Genomic DNA, 22,640 nt, shown 5'->3' on the forward strand with positions numbered 1-22,640 from the left:
GGGCTCAAACCGCCTTGCTGACGGTCAGGTTCAGGCGGCGCAAGGCCAGGGCCAGGGCGTCTGCCAGATTGGCCTTGGTGACCACGCCTTGCAGGTCCAGGCCCAGATGGACGATGGTCTGAGCGATCTGCGGGCGCACGCCGCTGATGATGCAATCGGCACCCATCAGGCGAATGGCGGTGACTGTCTTGAGCAGATGCTGGGCCACCAGGGTGTCGACCGTCGGCACCCCGGTGATATCAATGATGGCTATTTCCGAGCCGGTGTCGACGATGCGCTGCAACAGCGATTCCATCACCACCTGGGTACGCTGCGAGTCCAGCGTGCCGATCATCGGCAGGGCCAGTACGCCTTCCCACAGCTTGACGACGGGGGTGGAGAGTTCGAGCAGTTCTTCCTGCTGACGCTTGATGACCATCTCGCGGGACTTTTGGAAAGTGCGGATGGTGTGCATGCCCAGCCCGTCGAGCAGGTCCGAGACCAGCAGCACCTGCTCGGCAAGCTCGGCCGGATGGCTGGCGTACGCTGCCTGCAGCACGGCGAACAGCGGGCGCTTGAGGGCAAAGATGAAATGCGCGGTCTGGTGCGAGTCGTGGCCCAGCAGCGCGCGGCTGTGGGACAGTTTCTCCAGTACCTGACGGACATCGGCCCATTGGCTGCCGGCAATGTTGTGGGTCTGACTGGTTTCCAGGGCGATGATCAACTGGCTGAGCAGCTCGCTGCTCTGCTGCCGAAGGTCGGCTTCCTTGATGTTGCGCGTCGCTCCGCTGGCTTCAAGGCCTGCGAGCCACTGCTCGACAATGGCATTTTGCTGGGATTTGAAAGCGTCAACGGTTTGCGTGTTCAGCGCGGCCATGCAAGAACTCCTGGTACAGAGATGGGGCGAGATAGCGTAATGATGGCCGATTATCTGCTAAACGCCGAATCCCGTCGATGGCCAAAAGCGCACGGCATCCGGCTGCTCTCGGCGCAGAGCGCGGCGCTTGAACCGGCTAGCTGGCGAGGAGGGTCATGACCGGCTCCGGCAACGGCGGCAAGCCATGGGCTGCACGCGCCTTGTCGCACGCCGGGTTATGTTCGCCGTGTTCCCAGGAAGCGTCGAACTCGCGGCAGGTACTGGAGCGCTGGGCATACATCGTACAACCGATTCCGACCTTGCCCACCTCGCCGGCGAGGGCGACGCAGCGCGTGGGCTTGGCGTCGGTGCCGAGCATCGCCACCCGATTGTGGGTGACCTGAATGACCTGCTCGTCAGGCACCAGGCCGCCCGCAGACTGGCATTCGCCCCAATAGAAGGACACACGGAAATGCGCGCAGCAGGCGCCGCACTCAAGGCAGGGATTGGCTTTGGACATGTTGGCTCGGGAGGGGGGGCAACAGCGTTATTGGGGACCGCGACCACGCCGCCATTCTAGGCCTGCCGTAGCGGTTGGGAAGGGGGGGTTCAAGGTATATTTCAAGGGCGCCGCACCTACCGCGAACACCTCGAAAGGCGGCATGTTCGCGCTGTCATCACACAACTTGCTGATATATGATCGGTTTTCCTTTTCCAGCCATGATCGCGCCGCCATGAGCAACGACATCGTCACCGCCGACATCACGCGTCGCAGGCCGGGCAACCTGGCGCAGAGCCTGGTGGACGATGTCTGCAGGATGATCAGCCAGGGTGTGGTCAAGCCCGGAGACAAGCTGCCCACCGAACTCGAATTGATGGCGGTGGGCGGTGTAAGCCGGGCTACCGTGCGCGAGGCACTGTCCCGCCTGCAGGTGTCGGGCATCGTCGAAACCCGTCGCGGCATCGGCACCTTCGTCCTCAACGTCCCGGGTTCGACCGTATCGCGCCTGGACCCGGCCACTATCGTCACCCTGCAGGACGTCATCGCCATTCTCGATGTGCGCATCAGTTTCGAGATCGAAGCGGCGGGGTTGGCGGCACTGCGGCGCAGCGACGACCAGTTGGCGTGTATCGAAGACGCGCTGAAGCGCTTCGAACAGGCGTCCGACACCAGCGGGTCCATCGTCTCCGACTTCCAGTTCCACCTGCAGATCGCCCAGGCTTCCAACAACCGCTATTTCGCCGACATCATCACGCATTTCGGCACCAGCATGTTTCCCCGTGCACGCCTGGACACCGTGGCCATCGCACGTCTGGACCGCCAGCAGAAACACGAACGGCTGGTCCGCGAACATGCGCACATCTTCGAAGCGGTCGCCCGCTGTGACTATGATGCCGCCCGCGCCGCGATGCGCATCCATCTGGCCAACAGCCGGGCGCGCGTGGTCAAGGCGCACGAAGATCTGTCCATCTGACCCTCCAAGTCAGCGCCTGCAACGTAGTACGATGACTTCCCGCCCACATCGCTACATCTTTGGAAATAATTCATCTCCGAGGTATGGATATAATCAGCGTTGTACGATAACGTAACTGCAGTACCGGCACAGACCGGTGTCCCCTAATAATTCCAACGTCCAGGGTGCTGCAACCATGATTATCCACGTGATGTCTTCCCGCTGTTGTCCGACTTCCTCCGTCCTACAGGGCCATGGTTTGCAGCCCGGCTGAGTCAGCGACACCTGAAATACCCGGCTTCATACCCTCTACCCGCATAAAAATAACTCGTGGGAGTACCTTCGCATGCCAGCGACGAAGAAGACGCATGTGCGCTACATGATCCTGTTCCTGTTGTTCGTGGTGACAACACTGAACTACGCGGATCGCGCCACCATTTCCATCGCCGGTGCCAGTCTGCAGAAAGACCTGGGCATCGACGCCGTCACCCTCGGCTATATCTTCTCCGCGTTCGGTTGGGCTTACGTCCTGCTGCAGATCCCCGGTGGCTGGTTGCTCGACCGCTTCGGCTCGAAGAAGGTGTACGCCTGGAGCATTTTCCTTTGGTCGCTGTTCACGGTAATGCAGGGGTTCGTCGGCTACCTGCCGATGGCCAACGCGGTGATCGCGCTGTTCATGCTGCGCTTTCTGGTCGGCGCAGCCGAAGCGCCGTCGTTTCCCGGTAACGCACGCATCGTTGCGGCCTGGTTCCCGACCGCCGAGCGCGGCACGGCGTCGGCGATCTTCAACTCGGCGCAATACTTCGCCACGGTGCTGTTCGCTCCGCTGATGGGCTGGATCGTGCACTCCTGGGGCTGGGAGCATGTCTTCGTGGTCATGGGCGGCCTGGGCATCCTCTTTTCGGGCGTATGGCTCAAGTACATCCACAATCCCAAGGAACACCCAAGCGTCAGTGCCGAAGAGCTGGAGTTCATAGAGCAGAACGGCGGGCTGGTGGACATGGACCAGGCCAAGGGCGGCAAGTCCAAGCCGAAGTGGAACTACATTCGCCAACTGCTGACCACGCGCATGATGCTTGGTGTGTACCTGGGGCAGTTCTGCATCAACGGCATCACCTACTTCTTCCTCACCTGGTTTCCGGTGTACCTGGTCCAGGAACGCGGCATGACCATCCTCAAGGCAGGCTTCATTGCCTCGCTGCCGGCCATCTGCGGCTTCATCGGTGGCGTGTTGGGCGGGGTCATCTCGGACAGCCTGCTGCGTCGCGGCCATTCCCTGACCTTCGCGCGCAAGACGCCGATCGTCTGCGGCCTGATGCTGTCGACCACCATGGTGATCTGCAACTATGTGCAGGCCGAATGGATGGTGGTGGCGTTCATGGCTTTGGCGTTCTTCGGCAAGGGCGTGGGTGCGCTGGGCTGGGCCGTGGTGTCCGACACTTCGCCCAAGCAGATCGCCGGGATCAGCGGCGGCTTGTTCAACATGTTCGGTAACGTGGCGTCCATCACCACGCCGATCGTGATCGGCTACATCATCAGTGCCACCGGCTCGTTCAAGTACGCGCTGGTCTACGTCGGTGCCAATGCCCTGGTAGCGGTGTTCAGCTACCTGGTGATTGTCGGCCCGATCAAGCGCGTGGTACTGCGCGAAGAGAACGGCGACCCGGTCGTCGACGATGCACCGCAGCTCAATGCCGCTCGTCCCTGAAGCGTCTGCAGCCAACGACAAGACCGCGGCCGGCACTGCCGGTACGCGGCTCTGGATTCAGCCTGAATTGATTGGAAGGGCCAAGCCATGCAATTGATCGAACATTCCGATTCTCCCCGCTACGTGCGCCTGCACGCAGACGATAACGTCGTGGTCGTGGTCAACGATCAGGGCGTGGCCGAAGGCAGCCGTTTTCCCGATGGCCTGACGGTCATCGAAGGTGTGCCGCAGAGCCACAAGGTCGCCACCGTCAACATCGCCGAGGGCGGTGCTGTGGTGCGTTACGGTCAGATCATCGGCTACGCACTGGAGCCGATCCGTCAAGGCAGTTGGGTCAAGGAAAGCCAGCTGGCCATGCCTTCGGCGCCGCCGTTGGACAGCCTGCCGATGTCCGACGCGGTACCGCCGGCTCTGCCGCCGCTGGATGGCTTCACCTTCCAGGGCTACCGCAATGCCGACGGTACCGTGGGTACGCGCAATATTCTGGGGATCACCACCACGGTGCAGTGCGTGACCGGAGTGCTGGACCACGCGGTTAAGCGCATTCGCGAAGAGCTGCTGCCCAAGTACCCCCACGTCGACGACGTGGTGGCGCTGACCCATAGCTACGGCTGCGGCGTGGCCATCAATGCGCGCGATGCCTACATTCCGATTCGCACCGTACGCAACCTGGCGCGCAACCCGAACCTGGGTGGCGAAGCCCTGGTGATCGGCCTGGGTTGCGAAAAGTTGCAGGCCGGGCAGGTTATGCACGAGGACGATCCCTCGGTAGACCTGAGCGAGCCGTGGCTGTACCGCCTGCAGGACTCCGGGCATGGCTTCGGTGAAATGGTCGAGCAGATCATGGCGCTGGCCGAGACGCGGCTGGCCAAGCTGGACCGTCGGCGTCGCGAAACGGTGCCCGCCAGCGAGCTGATCCTGGGCATGCAGTGTGGCGGTAGCGATGCGTTCTCCGGGATCACCGCCAACCCGGCCCTGGGCTTCGCCTCCGACCTGCTGGTTCGCGCCGGGGCCACGGTGATGTTCTCCGAGGTCACCGAGGTGCGCGATGCCATCTATATGCTCACCTCGCGGGCCGAAACCCACGAAGTGGCTACCCAGCTCGTGCGCGAGATGGACTGGTACGACAATTATCTGGAACGCGGTGCGGCGGACCGCAGTGCCAACACCACACCGGGGAACAAGAAAGGCGGTTTGTCCAACATCGTCGAGAAGTCCCTAGGGTCGATCGTCAAATCGGGCAGCAGCGCCATCAACGGTGTGCTCGGTCCGGGCGAACGGGTCAACCGCAAAGGCCTGATCTACTGCGCCACGCCCGCCAGCGACTTCGTTTGCGGCACGCTGCAATTGGCTGCGGGGATGAACCTGCACGTGTTCACCACGGGGCGCGGCACTCCCTACGGCCTGGCGATGACGCCGGTGGTGAAAGTGTCTACCCGCACCGAGCTGGCCGAGCGCTGGCCTGACCTCATCGATATCGACGCCGGGCGCATTGCCACCGGGCGGGCGACCATCGAGGAACTGGGCTGGGAGCTGTTCCATTACTACCTGGCCGTGGCCAGCGGTGAAAAACAGACGTGGGCCGAGCGCTATCGCCTGCACAACGACATCACCTTGTTCAACCCCGCGCCGATCACCTGATCAGGCGTCCCGAAGGGCAGCAGGCAACCTGCTGCCGGTCGGTTCGACAAAAGAAGCGTCAAAAAAGGGAATCAAATAGCTACCTCCAGTGTCGAAGTGCCACTAAACTGTCATTCTCCGTTTCGGTACCTACACTAGAGGTTTTTGCATGAAGCTCAGTCCGTTTGCGGGCAAACCTGCTCCAGCCCAGCTGCTGATCGACATCCCGCGTCTGGTCACGGCCTATTACACCGGCCAGCCGGATGCAAGCGAGCCCACTCAGCGTGTGGCGTTCGGGACCTCGGGGCACCGCGGCAGCTCGTTCGACTTGAGCTTCAACGAGGCCCATGTGCTGGCGATCAGCCAGGCGATCTGCCTCTACCGCAGCAGCAATGGGATCGACGGCCCGCTGTTCGTCGGCATCGACACCCACGCGCTGTCGACCCCGGCAGGCGCCAGCGCCCTTGAAGTGTTCGCCGCCAATGGCGTGCAGGTGATGTTGTCCAAGGACGACGAATACACCCCGACACCGGCGGTCTCCCACGCGATCATCTGCTACAACCGTGAGCGCAGCAGCGGCCTGGCGGACGGTGTGGTCATCACGCCGTCGCACAACCCTCCGCAAAGCGGTGGTTTCAAGTACAACCCACCCAATGGCGGCCCGGCCGACGGTGACGTGACCAAGTGGATCGAAGCCAAGGCCAACGAGCTGCTTGCCGATGACCTGCGCGGCGTCAAGCGCATGCCTCACGAGCAGGCGCTGAAGGCTGCCACGACTCACCGGCACGACTACATCGGTCACTACGTGGCCGACCTGGTCAACGTGATCGACTTCGACGTCATCCGCAAGGCCGGCCTGCGCTTGGGTGTGGATCCGCTGGGTGGGGCAGGTGTGCGCTACTGGTCGGCCATTGCCGAGCACTATCAGCTCGACCTGCAGGTGGTGAACACCGAAGTCGATGCCACCTTCCGCTTCATGTGCGTGGACTGGGACGGCCAGATTCGCATGGACCCATCGTCCAGCTACGCCATGCAGGGGCTGATCGGCCTGAAGGACCGCTTCGACGTGGCCTTTGCCTGCGATCCCGATCACGACCGTCATGGCATCGTCACCCCGACGGGCGGGCTGCTGGCACCCAACAACTACCTGGCGGTGGCCATCGACTATCTGTTCCAGAATCGTCCGCAGTGGCGCGCCGACGCAGCCGTGGGCAAGACCGTGGTCAGCAGCGGCATGATCGACCGCGTCACTGCGCGCCTGGGGCGTCGTCTGCATGAAGTGCCGGTGGGCTTCAAGTATTTCGCCGACGGTCTGTTCGATGGCTCGCTGGGGTTCGGCGGTGAAGAGAGCGCCGGTGCGTCGTTCCTGCGCATGGACGGCAGTGTCTGGACCACCGACAAGGACGGGTTGATCCCGGCCCTGTTGGCCGCTGAAATGACCGCACGTACGGGGCGCGATCCGAGCCAGGCGTATGAGGCACTGACGCAGAGCCTGGGCGAGCCGTTCTCTACGCGCGTGGAGGCCAAGGCGAATCCGCAGCAGAAGGCGGCCTTGAGCAAGCTGTCGCCCGAGCAGGTGAAGTCCACGGAGTTGGCCGGTGAGCCGATCGAGCAGATCCTCAGCCATGCGCCAGGCAATGGGCAGGCCATCGGTGGCTTGAAAGTCATCACGGCCAACGGCTGGTTCGCCGCGCGTCCCTCGGGCACTGAAGACATCTACAAGATCTACGCCGAAAGCTTCATCGACGAGGCGCATCTGCAGCGTCTGGTAGCCGAAGCGCAGGTGCTGGTGGATTCCGCCATCGGTTGATCCCGCACGCACCTCCCGTGGTGGCGGGCATCGGCCGCGAAGGGGCGCTGCGGAGTATCTGATAGACCGAGTCGACCGTTTCGCGGCCACGGACCGCTCCTACAGGGAATTCGGTATCGCGTAGGAGCGGTCATCGGCCGCGAAGGGGGCGCTGCGGAGTATCTGATAGACCGAGTCGCCCGTTTCGCGGCCGCGGACCGCTCCTACAGGAAATCCGGCATCTCGTAGGAGCGGTCATCGGCCGCGAACAGGGCACTGCGGAGTATCTGATAGACCGAGTCGCCCGTTTCGCGGCCGCGGACCGCTCCTACAGGAAATCCGGTATCGCGTAGGATCGGTCATCGGCCGCGAAGAGGGCACTGCGGAGTATCTGATAGACCGAGTCGCCCGTTTCGCGGCCGCGGACCGCTCCTACAGGAAATCCGGTATCGCGTAGGAGCGGTCATCGGCCGCGAAGAAGGCGGTGCGGAGTATCTGATAGACCGAGTCGCCCGGTTCGCGGCCACGGACCGCTCCTACAGGGAATTCGATATCGCGTAGGAGCGGTCATCGGCCGCGAAGAGGGCGCTGCGGTGGGTCAGGTACACCGCACAGGCCGCCGACGCGGCTTGCGCCGCTGCTACGGAGGGTGTGCAGCGTTTGAAGGTGGGATCTTTGGTATATTGCGGTCCTCGCGATATGCCCAGGAGTTTTCGTGTCATCGCAACCTACCGACAAAGACCGTCAAGCCCCAGGCCTGATCGCCCGGGGCTGGCGTTGGCTGCGCTCGCAGCAGCGTGACGCCTGGTTTCACACGCCGCTCACAGAAGCTACCGCGCCGGCCCCGCCTGTCGAACCACCCCCCGAGTCACAGTCGAAACGGCCACCCCGCGCGCCGAAAAAACCCGTCAACTCACAAACGCCACAGCCGTTGCTCTTCGCGCCCTGGCAGCTCGAGCTGACGCCAGCACTGAAGAAAACCATTAAGGCTGACGTCGCTGCATGCTTGCCCGAACACGCCCAGCCGAGCGCCGCGCAGTGGAAAATGATCTTCAGCACGACACCCGCCACGTGCGTGGTGGCTGGTGCAGGTGCAGGTAAATCCACATCGCTGGTACTGCGCGTGCTGGTGCTGCACCACTACATGGGCTTCGAACTCGACAGCCTGAGCGTGGTGACCTTTACCCGGGAGTCACGTCGAGACTTTATCAAGAAGTTGTGCCAAGTCTTTGATATGTGGGAAGTACCTTACGTATTCGAGAAAGTACGTGAAGTGGTCAGAACCTATCATTCCCTGGTTCTGCCGTTGATTCACGCGCTGCCTGGGCTGGCTGAAGTGCGCGCTTTCGAAAACCTCGGAGCGGCCGCAACAGGTAGCGAGGAAGCGAATCCGTTCCAACTGCGGCTCAACGACACCCAGCGTCAGTTGATGAACGAATGCTATCGCAGCCTCATGAGTAGCGATCCTTCGTTCAGTGGTCACGTCGGCAGCTTGCGCGCGAGCGCCGCCCAACTGCGCAAGCTGGACCCGCAGGATCCCGACGTGCAGAAGCGGCTCAAAGCCCTCAGCCTAGCCAGCGCTCGCGACGCCGAACTGTGTGACTTGATCGAAGAACACTGGCGTGCGCAGGATGCCTGGCCTATAAAAGGGATCAAGATAGATCGACAAGCCATTGATATAAAAGGTTTTACCTTTCATGCGCATGGTTACATTGCACGGTTGAACACCTGGGTCGTGTTAGGGTTCGAACCCGGTACCGATGCCCAACTCACCCGGCCCACGGCCAAGATTCCAATCTGGGGCGAATGGGCAGTCAAGCGCACCCTGTTTCAAGCTTTCTGTGATAAGCCACTGATATGGCTGGATAATCCTTCCGATGCCAAGAAGGCTTTGGCAGCCTTGAACAGCAAAGGGTTGACCGGGCCCGGGTTCGAATACCAGTTGCCCGGCGAACTCGCCCCGGCGCCGCTGCTGGACTGTTTCGTGGCTGCCGCGACCTTCATCGAGAACCTCGGAGTGCAGGTCGTCGACGCCATCGACCGGATGAGCTGGAACGCCGGAGATTCCGAAGCGGACTTTTTCGCGGCCTTGCGCCTGTTCTGGCCGGCACTCGAAGCGCATCTGCACAACCAGACGCCGCCAGTCATGCTGTTCAATCGCATGTTCGCCTTGCTTGGCGAAGGGCCAGGCTCGCGGGTCAGCCAACTGCCTGACGACGCACTGCGCCCCATGTCCCATCTGCTCGTCGATGAATTCCAGGACATTTCCGCACAGATCGTGGGCTGGTTGAGGGCCAGCCTTGCGGAAATCCTGCGCCGCAGCACCGCGTTGGCCGGTGAGCGAGCCGCGCAGCACAGCTCGCTGATGTGCGTTGGCGACGACTGGCAGTCGATCTATGGCTGGCGCGGCAGTAACCCAAGCTACTTCATGCAGTTCAACCGCACCTTCAGCGCTCACAAGCACACGCGTGTACTGCTGATCGACAACTACCGCAGCCATCAGGCGATCATCGACGCCGCCGAGCATATCGTGGCGGCGGCACCGGCCATACCCGGCAAGAAGGCTCTGGCCCGCCGCGTATTCGATCGCGAGCCATCGCCTGTGATTCTCTTGAGTCGAGACCTTGCCGATCTGGCGCGCCGCGCCGCCGAGCATCACGCTGCAGGCGACTCGATTCTGGTGCTCTACCGTCGCAACAGTGACCGCCAGGCCTTGGCCGAGCATATCCAGGGCCTGTTGCAGGCAGATCAAGCGTTGCCAGTCGAGCAACGCCGTTTGCGCCAGCTCACGTTCCACAGCGCCAAAGGTTTGCAGGCTGACGCGGTCTTCCTGCTGGGCGATTGCCAGTACGCCAGTCGCTCGCCCTACAAGAACCAGGTCTATGCCCTGGCGGGCCTGGCGCAGGCGGGGCAGGTGGACGGCTACGACAGTGCCCAGCACGAGGAAGCGCTGCGCCTGGCCTATGTCGGGATCACCCGGGCCATCCACAGCTGCTATTGGTATGTGGAAACCGCTGCCAAACCAGGCGCCCGCGCCTCGGATCGAGTGGACGCCAGAATGCCGTGCTTCAACGATGTGCGGACCAAGCCCAAGCGCTGATTCAGGCCTGGGACATCTCTCGCACCTTGGCCGTGAGCACGTCGAACGCGAACGGCTTGGTGATCATCTGCATGCCGTCATCGAGAAAGCCGGCGCGCACTTCGGCGTGCTGGGCATAGCCGGTGATGAACAGCACCTTGAGTCCCGGCCGCAGGTGGCGCGCGACTTCGGCCAGTTGCCGACCGTTCATGCCGGGCAGGCCGACATCGCTGATCAACAGGTCGATGCGCTGCCCGGACGCCAGGATCGGCTGCGCGGCGCTGGCATCGGCTGCCTCCAGATAGCAGTAACCCAATTCGCGCAGGACTTCGCACACCAGGCTGCGCACGGCATGGTCATCCTCGACGATCAAAACCGTTTCGCCATTGGTGGCCATCGGCGATTCGATCACCGGCGCAGTGGCCTGGGGCAGTTGCGAGGCATAGCAGCGCGGCAGGTAGAGCTGCACCGTGGTGCCCTGGCCGGGGGTGCTTTGGATCGCCACGTGGCCCCGCGACTGCTTGCTGAACCCGTAGATCATCGACAGGCCCAGGCCAGTGCCCTGGCCAATGGGCTTGGTGGTGAAGAATGGATCGAATGCGCGATTGATCACGGCCTGGTCCATCCCCGACCCGGTGTCGCTCACACTGAGCAGGATGTAGTCGCCCGGTGCCAGGTTCTGGTGCGCACTGGTAAAGCTTTCATCGAGGTGCCGGTTGGCCGTTTCGACGATCACTTCGCCACGCCCTGGCATGGCATCGCGGGCATTGATCACCAGGTTGAGCAGGGCACTTTCCAGTTGATGGGGGTCCGCCTCGGCTATCCACAGTTCGGGATCCAGGTGCATGCGCAGCGCAATGCTCTCATTGAGGCTGCGGTGCAGCAGTTCTTCCATCGACTGCACCAGTCCGTTCACCTGGACTGGCTTGGAATCCAGTGACTGGCGGCGGGAAAACGCCAGCAGGCGGTGAGTGAGGGATGCGGCGCGGTTGGCCGAGCTGATACCCATGTCGATCAGCTTGGGCAGGTCGTCGAGCTGGTTGCGGCTCAGGCGTCGGCGCATCAGCTCCAGGCTGCCGATGATGCCGGTGAGCATGTTGTTGAAGTCGTGGGCGATACCGCCGGTCAACTGGCCCACCGCTTCCATTTTCTGCGCCTGGCGCAGGGCCTCTTCGTTGATCCGTACCTGGGCCGTGCGTTCCTCGACCTGCTGTTCCAGATTGCCGTTGAGTTCACGCAACTGTTGTTCGGCGGCTTTCTGTTCGGTGATATCGGTGGTAACCCCGACCAGTGCCTGGATGCGTCCCTGCCTGTCGGGAATGGCGCGGGCGCGCATGTCCACCCAATGCACTGAACCGTCAGGCCAGCTGTTGCGGAACTGCAAGGCGAAGTCGGCGCCCAGCTGCAGGCTGTTGATCAGCGCCTCCTGCATCATGGCCTGATCGCCCGGATGCACGCACAGCAGCCAGTCTGAGTAGTCGAAACGGGTGCTGGGCTCGATGCCGTAGTGGGTGCGGGTCCGGTCCGAGCAGTTCAACTGCAGCGGGTTGCAGGTCAGTTCCCAGGCTCCCAGGCGCCCGGCACTCATGGCGTGCTGCAAACGCTGTTCACTTTCGCTCAGGTCCAGCAGACGGTCACGCGCTTCATATTGACGGCGCCGACCACGAATGGCCGTCTTGGCCAGGCTGATCAAGGTCAGCGGGTGAAACGGGCGTTCCACGAACGTGACGTTGCCCAGGCGCGCAGCGAGCAGCATGGACTGCGCCTGATCGGCCGCGCGTTGATGGGTCATCAGCACGATCGGCAAGTCGGACCAGGCCGGCTGCTGGCTCAGGTACACCAGCAACGGCTGCATCCTGGCTTCGGACAGCGCTTCGTTGGCGACAATGCAGACACCTGCGCCTTCGCGCTGCAGGTGCGCACAGAGATCGTCGACGTCGGCCACGGCGATGCCTTGAATACCCGCCTGTCTCAGAATCTGCAGGGCCACCTGGCTGTCGCGTCCCATGGGGGCAAGCACCAGCACTCGTTCCGATGTGGGTATCGACATCTTCACTGATCATCTGCTTCAAGCAGGGGACGGGCTTCGCCGACGTAGGTCGGGACACCGCGCAACACCCCCTGGAAAGCGCTCAGTGGCTCACCGACCTTCATGCCCTGGCTGCTGATCTTGTATTCGCGAATGGTGTTCTCGTGGCCGCCAAAGCGCTTCTTGATCACCGACACCGCACGCCGCACGTTGCCCAGCGCCTCGAAGTAGCGCAGGAGAATGACGGTGTCGGCCAGGTAGGTGATGTCCACTGGCGCCTTCATGTCGCCGACCAGCCCCTGTTGGGCCACGGTCATGAAGGTCGAGGCGCCCAGGCGGTTGAGGTACAGCAGCAGCTCATGGATGTGCAGCACGGGTGTGCTTTCGCCCATCATTGCGGCGTGGTAGCCATTGATGCTGTCGATCACCACTGTCTTGATGTCGTGCAGGATGACGCTGGTGCGGACCATGTGGGCAAATTCGCCCGGCGACTGTTCAGCGGCGTCCACCTGCTGGATGACCATCTTGCCACTGCGCTGATAGGCTTCCAGATCGATGCCCAGGTTTTTCATGCGCTCGAACAGCAAGCTGAGCTCTTCGTCGAAGATGAACAGCGCGACTTTTTCGCCACGGGCCACGGCCGCAGCGGCGAAAACCATGGAAATGAGCGATTTGCCGGTACCCGCGGGGCCGATGATCAAAGTGCTCGAACCGTTCTCGACGCCGCCGCCCAGAAGGGCGTCCAGCTCCGGGATGCCCGAAGTCAGTTGGGTGCGCTCGTAGCGGGCGCGATGTTCGGCCGCAACCAAGCGCGGATAGACGTGAATCCCGTCGGCCTGAATGGTGAAGTCGTGATAACCGCCGCGGTATTTCTGCCCGCGGTACTTCATGATGCGCAGGCGCCGGCGCTCGGCGCCGTAGTCCGGCGCGGTTTCTTCCAGGCGAATCACGCCGTGGGCGATGCTGTGCAGGGTCTTGTCCAGTGGCTCGCTGGTCATGTCGTCGAGCAGCAGGACGGTCGCATTGAAACGCGCAAAATAGTGCTTGATGGCGAGAATCTGCCGCCGATAGCGCAGCGAGCCCTGAGCCAGCAGACGTACCTCGGACAAACTGTCCAATACCACCCGTGAAGGCTTGACCCGTTCGACTTCATCGAAGATCTGCCGCGTCGCTTCGCCCAGTTCAAGGTCGCTGCTGTAGAGCAGGCTTTGCTGCTGTTGCAGGTCGAGCACCAATTCCGGCGGCGTCAGCTCGAACACGGTGACCCGCTCGTCCAGTTCCCAGCCGTGGGAGCGAGCGCCTTCGCGCAGTTCCTTGGTGGTTTCGGACAAAGTGATGTAGAGACAGGTTTCGTTCTGCGCAACGCCTTCGAGCAGGAACTGCAGGGCTACCGTCGTCTTGCCCGCACCCGGTTGACCCTCGAGCAGAAAGATATGGCTGCGGGTCAGACCTCCACCAAGAATGTCGTCCAGCCCGGCGATACCGGTGGCTGCTTTGGCCGTCGTCAAAAAGGTGTCCTCGGGTAGCGGAAGGGGCTGCAGTGCAGAACGCGACGCAGGTTGATACTGGACACCGGGCCGTGGGCGGGGTTCCGAGCTCATTCAGACAAAAACGGGCGAGGGTGGCCCTGGAAAAGCCGCGACTTCACAACCCCTGCTGCAGGCTGGGGTCGTCGGCGTTCTGCTGCTCGAGTTCGGCCAGCAGCACCTGCACGTTCTGCAACTGACCGGTTTCTTTCCAGTACTGGATCAGCAACACCCGTGCGCGTCGGTTGGCCGGATCCCGCCGCAGGATTTCTTCGAGCTGCTTCTGCGCCGCTTCGACCTGCTGCAGGTCGTGCAGGTTGGTGGCCAGGACATAGCGGTAGTCAGTGTTGTCCGGTGCCAGCTCCACCGCACGAGCGAGGGCGAGCAGGGCGTATTCGTCCTCGTCATGGGCCATCAGCCACAGGCCCAACTGCTGCTGCAACAGGGCCGATTGTGGATGCACCAGCAACTGTTCGGCCAGCAGACGCCGCGCCTGGTCACTTTTGCCCTGGTGCTCGTACAGCTCGACCTGCAGCGCAATGGCTTCCAGATCATCGGGCTGGAGCAGGCGATAGCGGGCCAGCGCCTGCTCGGCTTGAACATGCTCGCTCTCGTGCAAGTACAGCCGGGCCAGCGCCAGTTGGGCGGCAGCGCTGTCGGTCTGGCCCTGCAGGGCAGCAATCCAGGCGTTCACCACCTTGTCCAGGTGGCCGAAATACAGGCCCAGTTCATCGGCTGGCAAGCCGAGCAACCCCCGCGCGGCGTGAAAGCGGATCGACTCGTCACGGTCTTCCAGCAAGGGCCCCAGCAGTACGCTGCGCTGGTTCTCGGGGACCAGGCCGATGACGGCATCGATTGCCGCGTGGCGCACGTCGGCAAGGTCGCTCTGCAAATCGGCAGTGGCGAGTTTGAGGGCCTGTGGACTGGGGTAGTTGGGCAGTTCGGCGTACAGCGCAGCGCGCCGCTCGGCGCTGAGGTCGGTGCGCGCCAACTGCTGATAAAGCACTCGTGCGGCGCCCGGCTGACCATGGCGAGCCTGGCTCAGGGCTTTGCCGTAGCCCTGCTGCGGCGCTGCCGGAACCGTATGGGCCGCAGGGCGCCAGGCGTACCAGAGCGCTATCAGCAGCAGTGCCACGAGCAGCAGGGTCAGCGGAAGGCGAACGCGTTTGAACATGCGGGTATCCGAAAGGGCGCAGGCTTGGCCGGGGCATTCAGCTTGGGTCACTGCCGGGGTGCAGTCAAATCATGGCAGCGACGAGCATTGGCAAGCCCCCCGCCGGTGAGGTTTACTAGCGCCCGATCTTCGTCGTTTCTTCGTCGTTTCTACGCTCCCCGCCAAGGCCACCGCATGACCCGCTACACGAGCCGCGATTGGCTGCCCCACGAAAAGCCGAACTTGCCGGGCTCTCCCTCGACGCCTCTGCATTCGACGCGCAAGCGCCTGGCGTTCGGTATCGTCGGCCTGCTGGTGGCACTGACCGGCGGCCTCGGCAACTCGCTGGTGGTGGCGAACCTGCAATTCCTGCAGGGCTCGCTCGGCGCCACGGCGGCGGAGATGGCCTGGCTGCCTGCGGCCTACGTGATGACCAATGTGTCGATGAACCTGCTGCTGGTGAAATTCCGCCAGCAGTTCGGTCTGCGCACGTTCACCGAACTGTTTCTGATGCTGTATGCGCTGGTCACCTTTGGCCATCTGTTCGTCAACGACCTGGGCTCGGCGATTGCCGTTCGCGCCGCCCACGGCATGGTCGGGGCGGCGCTGAGTTCCCTGGGTCTGTACTACATGATCCAGGCGTTTCCTGCCAAGTGGCGTCTCAAGGCCCTGGTGCTGGGCCTGGGCACCTCGCAGCTGGCCTTGCCACTGGCGCGGGTGTTTTCCGAAGACCTGCTGCAGATCGCCGAATGGCGCGGCCTGTACCTGTTCGAATTGGGCATGGCGCTGCTGACCCTGGGTTGCGTGTTCCTGCTCAAACTGCCGCCGGGCGACCGCTTCAAGACCTTCGAACCGCTGGATTTTCTCATTTTCGCGATTCTTGCGTCCGGCATTGCGCTGCTCTGCGCGGTGCTGTCCCTGGGCCGGATCGACTGGTGGCTGGAGGCACCCTGGATAGGCTGGGCCTCGGCAGGGGCCATCGTGCTGATCCTCGGTGGCCTGGCGGTGGAGCACAATCGCAGCAACCCGATGTTGATGACCCGCTGGCTGGGCAGCGGTGTCGCCATCCGCCTGGCCCTGGCGGTGATCCTGACGCGCATGGTGCTGTCGGAGCAGTCCACCGGGGCGGTCGGTCTGTTGCAAGCGTTGAACATGGGCCAGGAGCAGATGCGCACTCTTTATTGCGTGATGCTCTTCGGCGCGGTGGCGGGGCTGGCCGTGAGTGCCTGGACCATCAACCCCGAGCATCTGTTCATGCCACTGATCATTGCCCTGGCGCTGATGGCGGTGGGTTCGGCCATGGACAGTTTCTCCAGCAACCTGACGCGTCCGGCCAATATGTACGTCAGCCAGTTCCTGCTGGGCTTCGGTGGCACGTTTTTCCTGGGCCCGACCATGGTGCTGGGCATGCGCCACGTGTTGACCAACCCGCGCAACCTGGTCAGCTTCTCGGTGCTGTTCGGTATCTGCAACAATTTGGGCGGGTTGATCGGCGCCGCGTTGCTGGGCACGTTCCAGATCGTCCGCGAGAAATACCATTCGAGCATGATCGTCGAGCACCTGACCCTCATGGACCCGCTGGTCCAGGCGCGGGTCAGCAATGCCGCCGCCAGCTACCTGGCGCACATCGCCGACCCGGCCCTGCGGGCCACTTTGGGCACCCGTGCGCTGGCGACGGCCGCCACGCGCGAGGCGAACGTCATGGCCTACAACGATGTCTTCATGCTGATCTGCATCATTGCCGTATTGACCATGCTGTGGATCTTCGTCCGCAGCCTGTGGCTGATGAGCACCACCCGGGCGGTGACCACCGCCGCGACACCTACCGTATCCACCAGCGGCGCCAGCACTTCATGACCGAACCGACGTCCACGACCACCAATGCCATCGCCGCCACGCCCGAAGGCCAGACCCCACCGCCCAATCCAGCGGCCACCGAGCCGCGCTCGCGGCGGGTGCGGGTACTGTCCAGCCTGATCTTCGCCAGCATCGCGTTGGTGGGGGTGGCGATCGTGCTGTACGCCTGGCAATTGCCTCCGTTCAGCAGCCACATCGAAAGTACCGAAAATGCCCTGGTGCGTGGCCAGGTGACGATCATCGGGCCGCAACTGGCAGGCTATGTGTTCGAAGTGCCGGTACAGGACTTCCAGTTCGTCAAGGCAGGCGACCTGCTGGTACGCCTGGACGACCGTATCTACCGCCAGCGCCTGAACCAGGCGCTGGCGCAGGTCCAAGTGCAGAAGACCGCCCTGGCCAACAACCTGCAACAGCGCCGCAGTGCCGAAGCCACCATTACCCAGCGCCAGGCGGCGGTGGCGGACAGCGAAGCGCAGGCGCGCAAGGGCGCTGCCGATCTGGGCCGCAACCAGAACCTGATCAGCGACGGCTCGGTGTCGCGCCGCGAGCTCGATGTGACCCGCGCTGCCAACGCCCAGGCGCTGGCCTCGGTGGCACAGGCCAAGGCTGCGCTGGCCATTGCCCGCGAAGACCTGCAGACGGTGATCGTCAACCGTGACTCGCTGGCCGCCAACGTCGCCAACGCCGAAGCCGCGGTAGAGCTGGCACGCATCGATCTGGACAACACGCGCATCCTGGCGCCGCGCGACGGCCAGTTGGGGCAGGTCGGCGTGCGCCTGGGGGCCTATGTGAATTCCGGTGCGCAACTGATGGCGCTGGTTCCCGACACGCTGTGGGTCATGGCCAACATGAAGGAAACCCAGATGGCCGATGTGCGTATCGGCCAACCGGTGAGCTTCACCGTCGATGCCCTCGACCACCTGCGCCTGCGCGGGCATGTACAGCGCATCTCACCGGCCACCGGCTCGGAATTCAGCCTGTTGCAGGCCGACAATGCCACCGGCAATTTCGTCAAGATCGCCCAGCGCATTCCGGTGCGCATCACCGTGGACCCGGACCAGGACGGGGCGCATCGGCTGCGCCCCGGCATGTCGGTGGTGGTCAGCATAGACACGGGCTATGTGGTCGAGCAGAACCGTACCGACCGGCCCCGCGACGGCGCCCCCTAGGCAGGCAATCGGGGTATCCACAGCGCGTTGCGCGGGTTAAACCATTTGATCTTTGCCGACGGGTCGCCTACCGTCTGCGCCGCTTGTCTTCGCCCAGAGCAGGAAGCCGGTTCGAATCCGGCGCGGTCGCGCCACTGTGATCGACATGTTGCATGTCGTCAGCCAGACCTTGCTGTGGGTTTCTTCGATCTGTTGGACGCGCCATCCAAGGAGTTGCAATGAATCTTCCTGCCGTATTCGTCCGCGCCAGCGTCGCTGCCGTCGGTCTCTTCGCTGCCGTCGCCAGTCACGCCGCCACCCACTACCCACTGACGCTGCCCAACTGCGGCGCGCCCTTGACCGTCCAGGCCGCGCCGCAGCGTGCCGTCAGCCTGGGCCAGGCCAGCACCGAAATTCTCCTCTCGCTGGGCCTGGCGCCACGCATGGTGGGCACCGGGGTCTGGTTCGGGCCGTTGCCCGAGCCTCTGCGCGCGGCCAATGCCCAGGTGCCACGCCTGGCCGACAATGCCCCCAGCTTCGAGGCGGTGGCCACTACCGCACCTGACATCGTGGTGGCGCAGTACACCTACCACGTCGGACCCAACGGCGAAGTCGCCAAGCCCGAGCAACTGGCCAGCCTTGGCATCCCTTCCTATGTGTCGCCCAGTGACTGCGACGGCAAGGAAGTCACCGCCACCTCCAATGCCGACGGCAGCCGTAGCCAGGTGTTTTCCATGGCACTGGTGGACAAGGAAATCCGCGAGCTGGCGAGCATCTTCGATGTCGAGGCGGCCGGCGAGCGCCTGACTGACCAGTTGCACGCACGCATCCAGAAAGCCACCGAGCGCGCCGGCAGCGCCGGGCACGCACCGCTGTCGGTGGTGTACTGGTTTTCCAGCACGCGCCTGGAAGGCGACCCCTGGGTAGCCGGCAAGAGCGGCGCACCCGGCTATATCAACCGTCTGCTGGGCCTGCGCAACATCGTCGACAGCGACGAGGAATGGCCTGGGGTGAGCTGGGAAAGCATCGCTGCGAGCAATCCCGATGTCATCGTCGTCGCGCGCATGCAGCGGCGTCTGTACCCGGCCGACGATGTCGAGAAAAAGCTGGCGTTCCTGCGCAGCGACCCGGTGACCCGTGAGCTGGATGCCGTGCGCAATGGCCGCATCATCGTGGTCGATGCGCAGTCGTTGAACCCTTCCATGGATGTCGTGCGCGCGGTGGAAGACATTGCTGCCGGCCTCGAGCGTACACGGGCCACACCTTGATCCAGCGCCTGGCGCGTGAAGATGGCTGGGTCTGGCGCCTCCTGTTGGCGCTGCTCGCCCTGGCGACGTTGAGCGTGTCGATCGCCCTGGCGGTGTCGGTGGGGGAAATGGGCATTGCCCTGGCCACGGTCGGCAAGGCGCTGCTCAATGGCGTGGGCCTGGCCGACTACCCCGTGCCGAGAATCATCCAGGGCATCATTTGGGAATACCGCCTGAGTCGCGCGCTGGTCGCCGCCTGTTGTGGCGCCGGCCTGGCGATCTGCGGCGCCGTGTTGCAGGCGCTGCTGCGCAACGTGCTGGCCGAACCCTACGTGCTGGGCATCTCCGCAGGCGCTTCGACCGGCGCGGTGGTGGTGATGCTGCTCGGGCTGGGCGGCGGCGTGATCGGCATTTCCATGGGCGCGTTTCTCGGTGCGGCCCTGGCGTTCGGCCTGGTGCTGCTGCTGGCTGCCGGCACTCGCAGCGGCCCGGCGCAGGTGATCCTCGCCGGTGTCGCCGGATCGCAACTGTTCAATGCGCTGACGGCCTATATCGTCTCGACCTCGGCCAATGCCGAGCAGGCGCGCAGCGTGATGTTCTGGCTGCTCGGCAGCCTGGGCGGGGTACGCTGGCCCGACGTGGGTCTGGCGGCGGCAGTGGTCGGCGCAGGCCTGCTGCTGTGCCTGTACTTCGCACGGGCGCTGGACGCCTTCGTGTTCGGCGAAGACGCTGCCGCCACCCTTGGCGTGCCGGTGGTCACGGTGCGCCTGGTGTTGTTCGCCACCACCGCACTGATCACCGCGACCATGGTCAGTATCGTCGGCGCAGTGGGTTTCGTCGGTTTGGTGGTGCCCCACATTGCGCGCTTTCTGGTGGGGCCCAGCCACGTCCGGCTGTTGCTCGCCTCGGTGCTGATCGGCGCCAATTTCATGGTGCTGGCCGATATCGTCGCGCGCATCATCGTGCCCGGCCAGGTGTTGCCCATCGGGGTGGTCACGGCCCTGGTCGGCGCCCCGGCGTTTGCCTTGATCCTCTACCGCGCGAGGCGTCGAGCATGAGCCTGCAACTGCACCAGGTCAGCTGGAAAGCGGGTGGGCTGCTGATTCTCGACGACGTCAGCCTGGCCATCACGCCCGGCAGCATGGTCGGCCTGATCGGCCCCAATGGCTCGGGCAAGTCGTCGCTGCTGCGCCTGCTGGCCGGGCTCGGGCGTCCCAGCCAGGGGCAGGTCACACTCGACGATCAGCCCATGGCGGACGTATCGCGGCGAGCGGTCGCACGGCAGGTGGCGATGGTGGAACAACACGCCAGCACCGAGGTGGACATTCGCGTACAGGAGGTGGTGCGCCTGGGGCGCACGCCGCACCGCTCGCCGTTCGCACCGTGGCTGCGCGAAGACGACCTGGCGATTGCCCAGGCCCTGGCCCAGGTCAACCTGAGCGGCCATGCACAGCGGCGCTGGCACACCTTGTCCGGCGGCGAACGGCAACGGGTGCAGATCGCTCGCGCCCTGGCCCAGCAGCCCAGCGAATTGCTGCTCGACGAGCCCACCAACCACCTCGACATCCAGCACCAGCTGGAATTGCTGCAACTGATTCAGGACCTGCCGTTGACCTGCGTGATGGCGATTCATGATCTGAACCTGGCGGCGATGTTCTGCGACGTGCTGGTCGTGCTCAAGGGCGGCCGTCTGGTTGCCAGCGGTGCGCCGGCGCTGGTCTTGACCGAGCGGCTGATCGCCGAGGTCTATGGCGTTCACGCCGAGGTTAGCCTGGCCGGCGGCCGCCCCCATGTGCGCTATCGGGTCTGAGCCGTATCACTGACACGTCCCGTGCCCTGTGGTAGCCTTGCGCGTTCGAGGTTCTCTGCCCAGCAGAGCTAAGACGGGAACGCGGTCCAAGCCGCGGCTGCCCCCGCAACTGTAAGCGATGAAGGCTGCGCCAAGGCCACTGCGAACGCTCGCGGGAAGGCGCCGCAGCCTGGGCCAGAATGGCCGGCATCGCGAGCCAGGAGACCTGCCTCGACTGTTCTTTCCTATTCAACCGGGCGGGGTGATCCGGTGACGAATGCTGGCGCCTGCCGTTGCGGCGCTCGTCTCGTGCCCTGCCGCGCAATCAGGGCGACCCGATGAAAACGCTGTCCAAACTACCCGTCACCATCGTCACCGGCTTTCTCGGCTCGGGCAAGACCACCTTGCTGCGCCATATGCTCGACAACGCGCAGGGCCGCCGCATTGCCGTGATCGTCAACGAATTCGGCGAGCTGGGCATCGACGGCGAGATCCTCAAGCAGTGCACCATCGGCTGTACCGAAGAAGAAGCCAATGGCCGGGTCTACGAGCTGGCCAACGGCTGCCTGTGCTGCACCGTGCAGGAAGAGTTCTTCCCGGTCATGCGCGAGCTGGTGGCACGGCGCGCCGACCTCGATCACATCCTCATCGAAACCAGCGGCCTGGCCTTGCCCAAGCCGCTGGTCCAGGCCTTCCAATGGCCGGAAATCCGCAGCGCCTGCACGGTCGATGCGGTCATCACCGTGGTCGACAGCCCGGCCGTGGCGGCGGGTACCTTCGCAGCCTTCCCCGAGCAGGTCGATGCCCAGCGCAAGCTCGATCCCAACCTGGACCATGAATCGCCGCTGCACGAGCTGTTCGCCGACCAGTTGGCCAGCGCCGACCTGGTCATTCTGAACAAGGCCGACCTGATCGACGCAGACGCCCTGGCTGCGGTGCGCGCCGAGGTCGCCGAGGAACTGCCGGCGGCAGTGAAGGTGGTCGAGGCCAGCAGTGGCCGTTTGCCGCTGGCGGTACTGCTGGGCCTGGGCGCAGAGTCCGAGCAACACATCGACGGCCGCAAGACTCACCACGACCACCATGAAGGCGACGACCACGACGACCACGATCACGACGCCTTCGATTCGATCTCCATCGAGCTGCCGCAGGCCGAAGAAGCCAAGCTGCTGCAGGCGCTCAACGCTGCCGTGGTCCAACACGGCATCCTGCGCGTCAAGGGCTTCGCGGCCATTCCGGGCAAGCCGATGCGCCTGCTGATCCAGGGCGTGGGCACGCGTTTCGACAAGCACTTCGATCGTGCCTGGGGCGCAGACGAAGTGCGCAGCACGCGCCTGGTGCTGATCGGTCAGGAACTGGATGCAGCATCGCTGCAAGCGCAACTGCGCGCCGCGCTGGAAGCCTGACCG

The 22,640-nt window shown here is 63.8% G+C and carries 16 protein-coding genes and 1 riboswitch; of the genes, 11 read left to right on the top strand and 5 right to left on the bottom strand.

Going from position 1 to position 22,640, the window contains the following annotated elements:
* Nucleotides 1-4: 4 nt before the first annotated feature.
* Both IFT80_RS03875 and IFT80_RS03880 read right to left on the bottom strand, forming a co-directional pair.
* Entirely contained in the window at nt 5-856 is an 852-nt protein-coding gene (locus IFT80_RS03875; RefSeq protein ID WP_192056088.1) for an STAS domain-containing protein, read from the bottom strand.
* Between the two features lie 136 nt (nt 857-992).
* Nucleotides 993-1,355 carry a YkgJ family cysteine cluster protein gene (locus tag IFT80_RS03880; protein WP_122797656.1) on the bottom strand — a complete coding sequence of 121 codons (363 nt, stop codon included), beginning with the start codon at nt 1,353-1,355 and terminating at the stop codon, nt 993-995.
* A 214-nt stretch (nt 1,356-1,569) separates the two neighbouring features.
* Here IFT80_RS03880 and IFT80_RS03885 point away from each other — a divergent pair, with 214 nt between their 5' ends.
* From IFT80_RS03885 to IFT80_RS03905, 5 genes are all read left to right on the top strand, one after another.
* On the top strand, nt 1,570-2,310 hold the full coding sequence (locus IFT80_RS03885; RefSeq protein ID WP_122478282.1) for a FadR/GntR family transcriptional regulator: 741 nt from the start codon (nt 1,570-1,572) through the stop codon (nt 2,308-2,310).
* 325 nt (nt 2,311-2,635) lie between these two features.
* The gene (locus IFT80_RS03890; protein ID WP_122478149.1) at nt 2,636-3,997 is read left to right on the top strand and encodes an MFS transporter; all 1,362 of its coding nucleotides are present in this window, start codon (nt 2,636-2,638) and stop codon (nt 3,995-3,997) included.
* 87 nt (nt 3,998-4,084) lie between these two features.
* A complete protein-coding gene (gene garD, locus IFT80_RS03895; RefSeq protein ID WP_192057108.1) occupies nt 4,085-5,638 on the top strand; it encodes a galactarate dehydratase in 1,554 nt (517 codons plus the stop codon).
* 148 nt (nt 5,639-5,786) lie between these two features.
* The gene (gene pgm / locus IFT80_RS03900; RefSeq protein WP_192136791.1) at nt 5,787-7,427 is read left to right on the top strand and encodes a phosphoglucomutase (alpha-D-glucose-1,6-bisphosphate-dependent); all 1,641 of its coding nucleotides are present in this window, start codon (nt 5,787-5,789) and stop codon (nt 7,425-7,427) included.
* A gap of 985 nt (nt 7,428-8,412) precedes the next feature.
* On the top strand, nt 8,413-10,506 hold the full coding sequence (locus IFT80_RS03905; protein ID WP_244652281.1) for a UvrD-helicase domain-containing protein: 2,094 nt from the start codon (nt 8,413-8,415) through the stop codon (nt 10,504-10,506).
* Nucleotide 10,507: 1 nt separating this feature from the next.
* Here IFT80_RS03905 and IFT80_RS03910 read toward each other — a convergent pair whose 3' ends face one another.
* The 3 genes from IFT80_RS03910 to IFT80_RS03920 all read right to left on the bottom strand — a co-directional run bounded on the left by IFT80_RS03910 (nt 10,508) and on the right by IFT80_RS03920 (nt 15,214).
* Nucleotides 10,508-12,535 carry a response regulator gene (locus tag IFT80_RS03910; protein ID WP_192136792.1) on the bottom strand — a complete coding sequence of 676 codons (2,028 nt, stop codon included), beginning with the start codon at nt 12,533-12,535 and terminating at the stop codon, nt 10,508-10,510.
* A 2-nt stretch (nt 12,536-12,537) separates the two neighbouring features.
* Nucleotides 12,538-14,022: an ATPase domain-containing protein gene (locus IFT80_RS03915; protein WP_185793365.1), complete on the bottom strand. Its 1,485-nt coding sequence runs from the start codon at nt 14,020-14,022 to the stop codon at nt 12,538-12,540.
* Between the two features lie 136 nt (nt 14,023-14,158).
* Nucleotides 14,159-15,214 (bottom strand): tetratricopeptide repeat protein, encoded by a 1,056-nt coding sequence (locus IFT80_RS03920; protein ID WP_192136794.1) that lies wholly within the window; start codon nt 15,212-15,214, stop codon nt 14,159-14,161.
* A 174-nt stretch (nt 15,215-15,388) separates the two neighbouring features.
* Between IFT80_RS03920 and IFT80_RS03925 the strand changes: the two genes are divergently transcribed.
* The 6 genes from IFT80_RS03925 (at nt 15,389) to cobW (ending at nt 22,637) form a co-directional block, all read left to right on the top strand.
* On the top strand, nt 15,389-17,050 hold the full coding sequence (locus IFT80_RS03925) for an MFS transporter (RefSeq protein WP_122478138.1): 1,662 nt from the start codon (nt 15,389-15,391) through the stop codon (nt 17,048-17,050).
* Complete coding sequence (locus tag IFT80_RS03930; RefSeq protein ID WP_192136795.1) at nt 17,047-18,219, top strand: HlyD family secretion protein; 1,173 nt, start codon at nt 17,047-17,049, stop codon at nt 18,217-18,219. Before IFT80_RS03925 ends, IFT80_RS03930 begins: the two co-directional genes overlap by 4 nt.
* Before the next feature lie 218 nt (nt 18,220-18,437).
* Nucleotides 18,438-19,466 carry an ABC transporter substrate-binding protein gene (locus IFT80_RS03935; RefSeq protein ID WP_192102019.1) on the top strand — a complete coding sequence of 343 codons (1,029 nt, stop codon included), beginning with the start codon at nt 18,438-18,440 and terminating at the stop codon, nt 19,464-19,466.
* A complete protein-coding gene (locus IFT80_RS03940) occupies nt 19,463-20,503 on the top strand; it encodes a FecCD family ABC transporter permease (RefSeq protein ID WP_192136796.1) in 1,041 nt (346 codons plus the stop codon). The genes IFT80_RS03935 and IFT80_RS03940 overlap by 4 nt, the downstream gene beginning before the upstream one ends.
* Nucleotides 20,500-21,255, top strand: coding sequence for an ABC transporter ATP-binding protein (locus IFT80_RS03945; RefSeq protein WP_192136797.1), 756 nt, complete (start codon nt 20,500-20,502; stop codon nt 21,253-21,255). Before IFT80_RS03940 ends, IFT80_RS03945 begins: the two co-directional genes overlap by 4 nt.
* A 31-nt stretch (nt 21,256-21,286) precedes the next feature.
* Nucleotides 21,287-21,482: riboswitch (cobalamin riboswitch) on the top strand.
* A gap of 90 nt (nt 21,483-21,572) precedes the next feature.
* Nucleotides 21,573-22,637 (top strand): cobalamin biosynthesis protein CobW, encoded by a 1,065-nt coding sequence (gene cobW / locus IFT80_RS03950; RefSeq protein ID WP_122478280.1) that lies wholly within the window; start codon nt 21,573-21,575, stop codon nt 22,635-22,637.
* Nucleotides 22,638-22,640: the final 3 nt, after the last annotated feature.

Origin of the sequence: Pseudomonas sp. CFBP 8771 (assembly GCF_014841695.1) — a bacterium.
GTDB classification, from domain to species: domain Bacteria; phylum Pseudomonadota; class Gammaproteobacteria; order Pseudomonadales; family Pseudomonadaceae; genus Aquipseudomonas; species Aquipseudomonas baltica.

Coding starts and splice junctions, on each gene's coding strand:
- IFT80_RS03875 (WP_192056088.1), bottom strand. CDS start 856: ATGGCCGCGCTGAACACGCAAACCGTTGACGCTTTCAAATCCCAGCAA.
- IFT80_RS03880 (WP_122797656.1), bottom strand. CDS start 1,355: ATGTCCAAAGCCAATCCCTGCCTTGAGTGCGGCGCCTGCTGCGCGCAT.
- IFT80_RS03885 (WP_122478282.1), top strand. CDS start 1,570: ATGAGCAACGACATCGTCACCGCCGACATCACGCGTCGCAGGCCGGGC.
- IFT80_RS03890 (WP_122478149.1), top strand. CDS start 2,636: ATGCCAGCGACGAAGAAGACGCATGTGCGCTACATGATCCTGTTCCTG.
- garD (WP_192057108.1), top strand. CDS start 4,085: ATGCAATTGATCGAACATTCCGATTCTCCCCGCTACGTGCGCCTGCAC.
- pgm (WP_192136791.1), top strand. CDS start 5,787: ATGAAGCTCAGTCCGTTTGCGGGCAAACCTGCTCCAGCCCAGCTGCTG.
- IFT80_RS03910 (WP_192136792.1), bottom strand. CDS start 12,535: ATGTCGATACCCACATCGGAACGAGTGCTGGTGCTTGCCCCCATGGGA.
- IFT80_RS03920 (WP_192136794.1), bottom strand. CDS start 15,214: ATGTTCAAACGCGTTCGCCTTCCGCTGACCCTGCTGCTCGTGGCACTG.
- IFT80_RS03925 (WP_122478138.1), top strand. CDS start 15,389: ATGACCCGCTACACGAGCCGCGATTGGCTGCCCCACGAAAAGCCGAAC.
- IFT80_RS03930 (WP_192136795.1), top strand. CDS start 17,047: ATGACCGAACCGACGTCCACGACCACCAATGCCATCGCCGCCACGCCC.
- IFT80_RS03935 (WP_192102019.1), top strand. CDS start 18,438: ATGAATCTTCCTGCCGTATTCGTCCGCGCCAGCGTCGCTGCCGTCGGT.
- IFT80_RS03945 (WP_192136797.1), top strand. CDS start 20,500: ATGAGCCTGCAACTGCACCAGGTCAGCTGGAAAGCGGGTGGGCTGCTG.
- cobW (WP_122478280.1), top strand. CDS start 21,573: ATGAAAACGCTGTCCAAACTACCCGTCACCATCGTCACCGGCTTTCTC.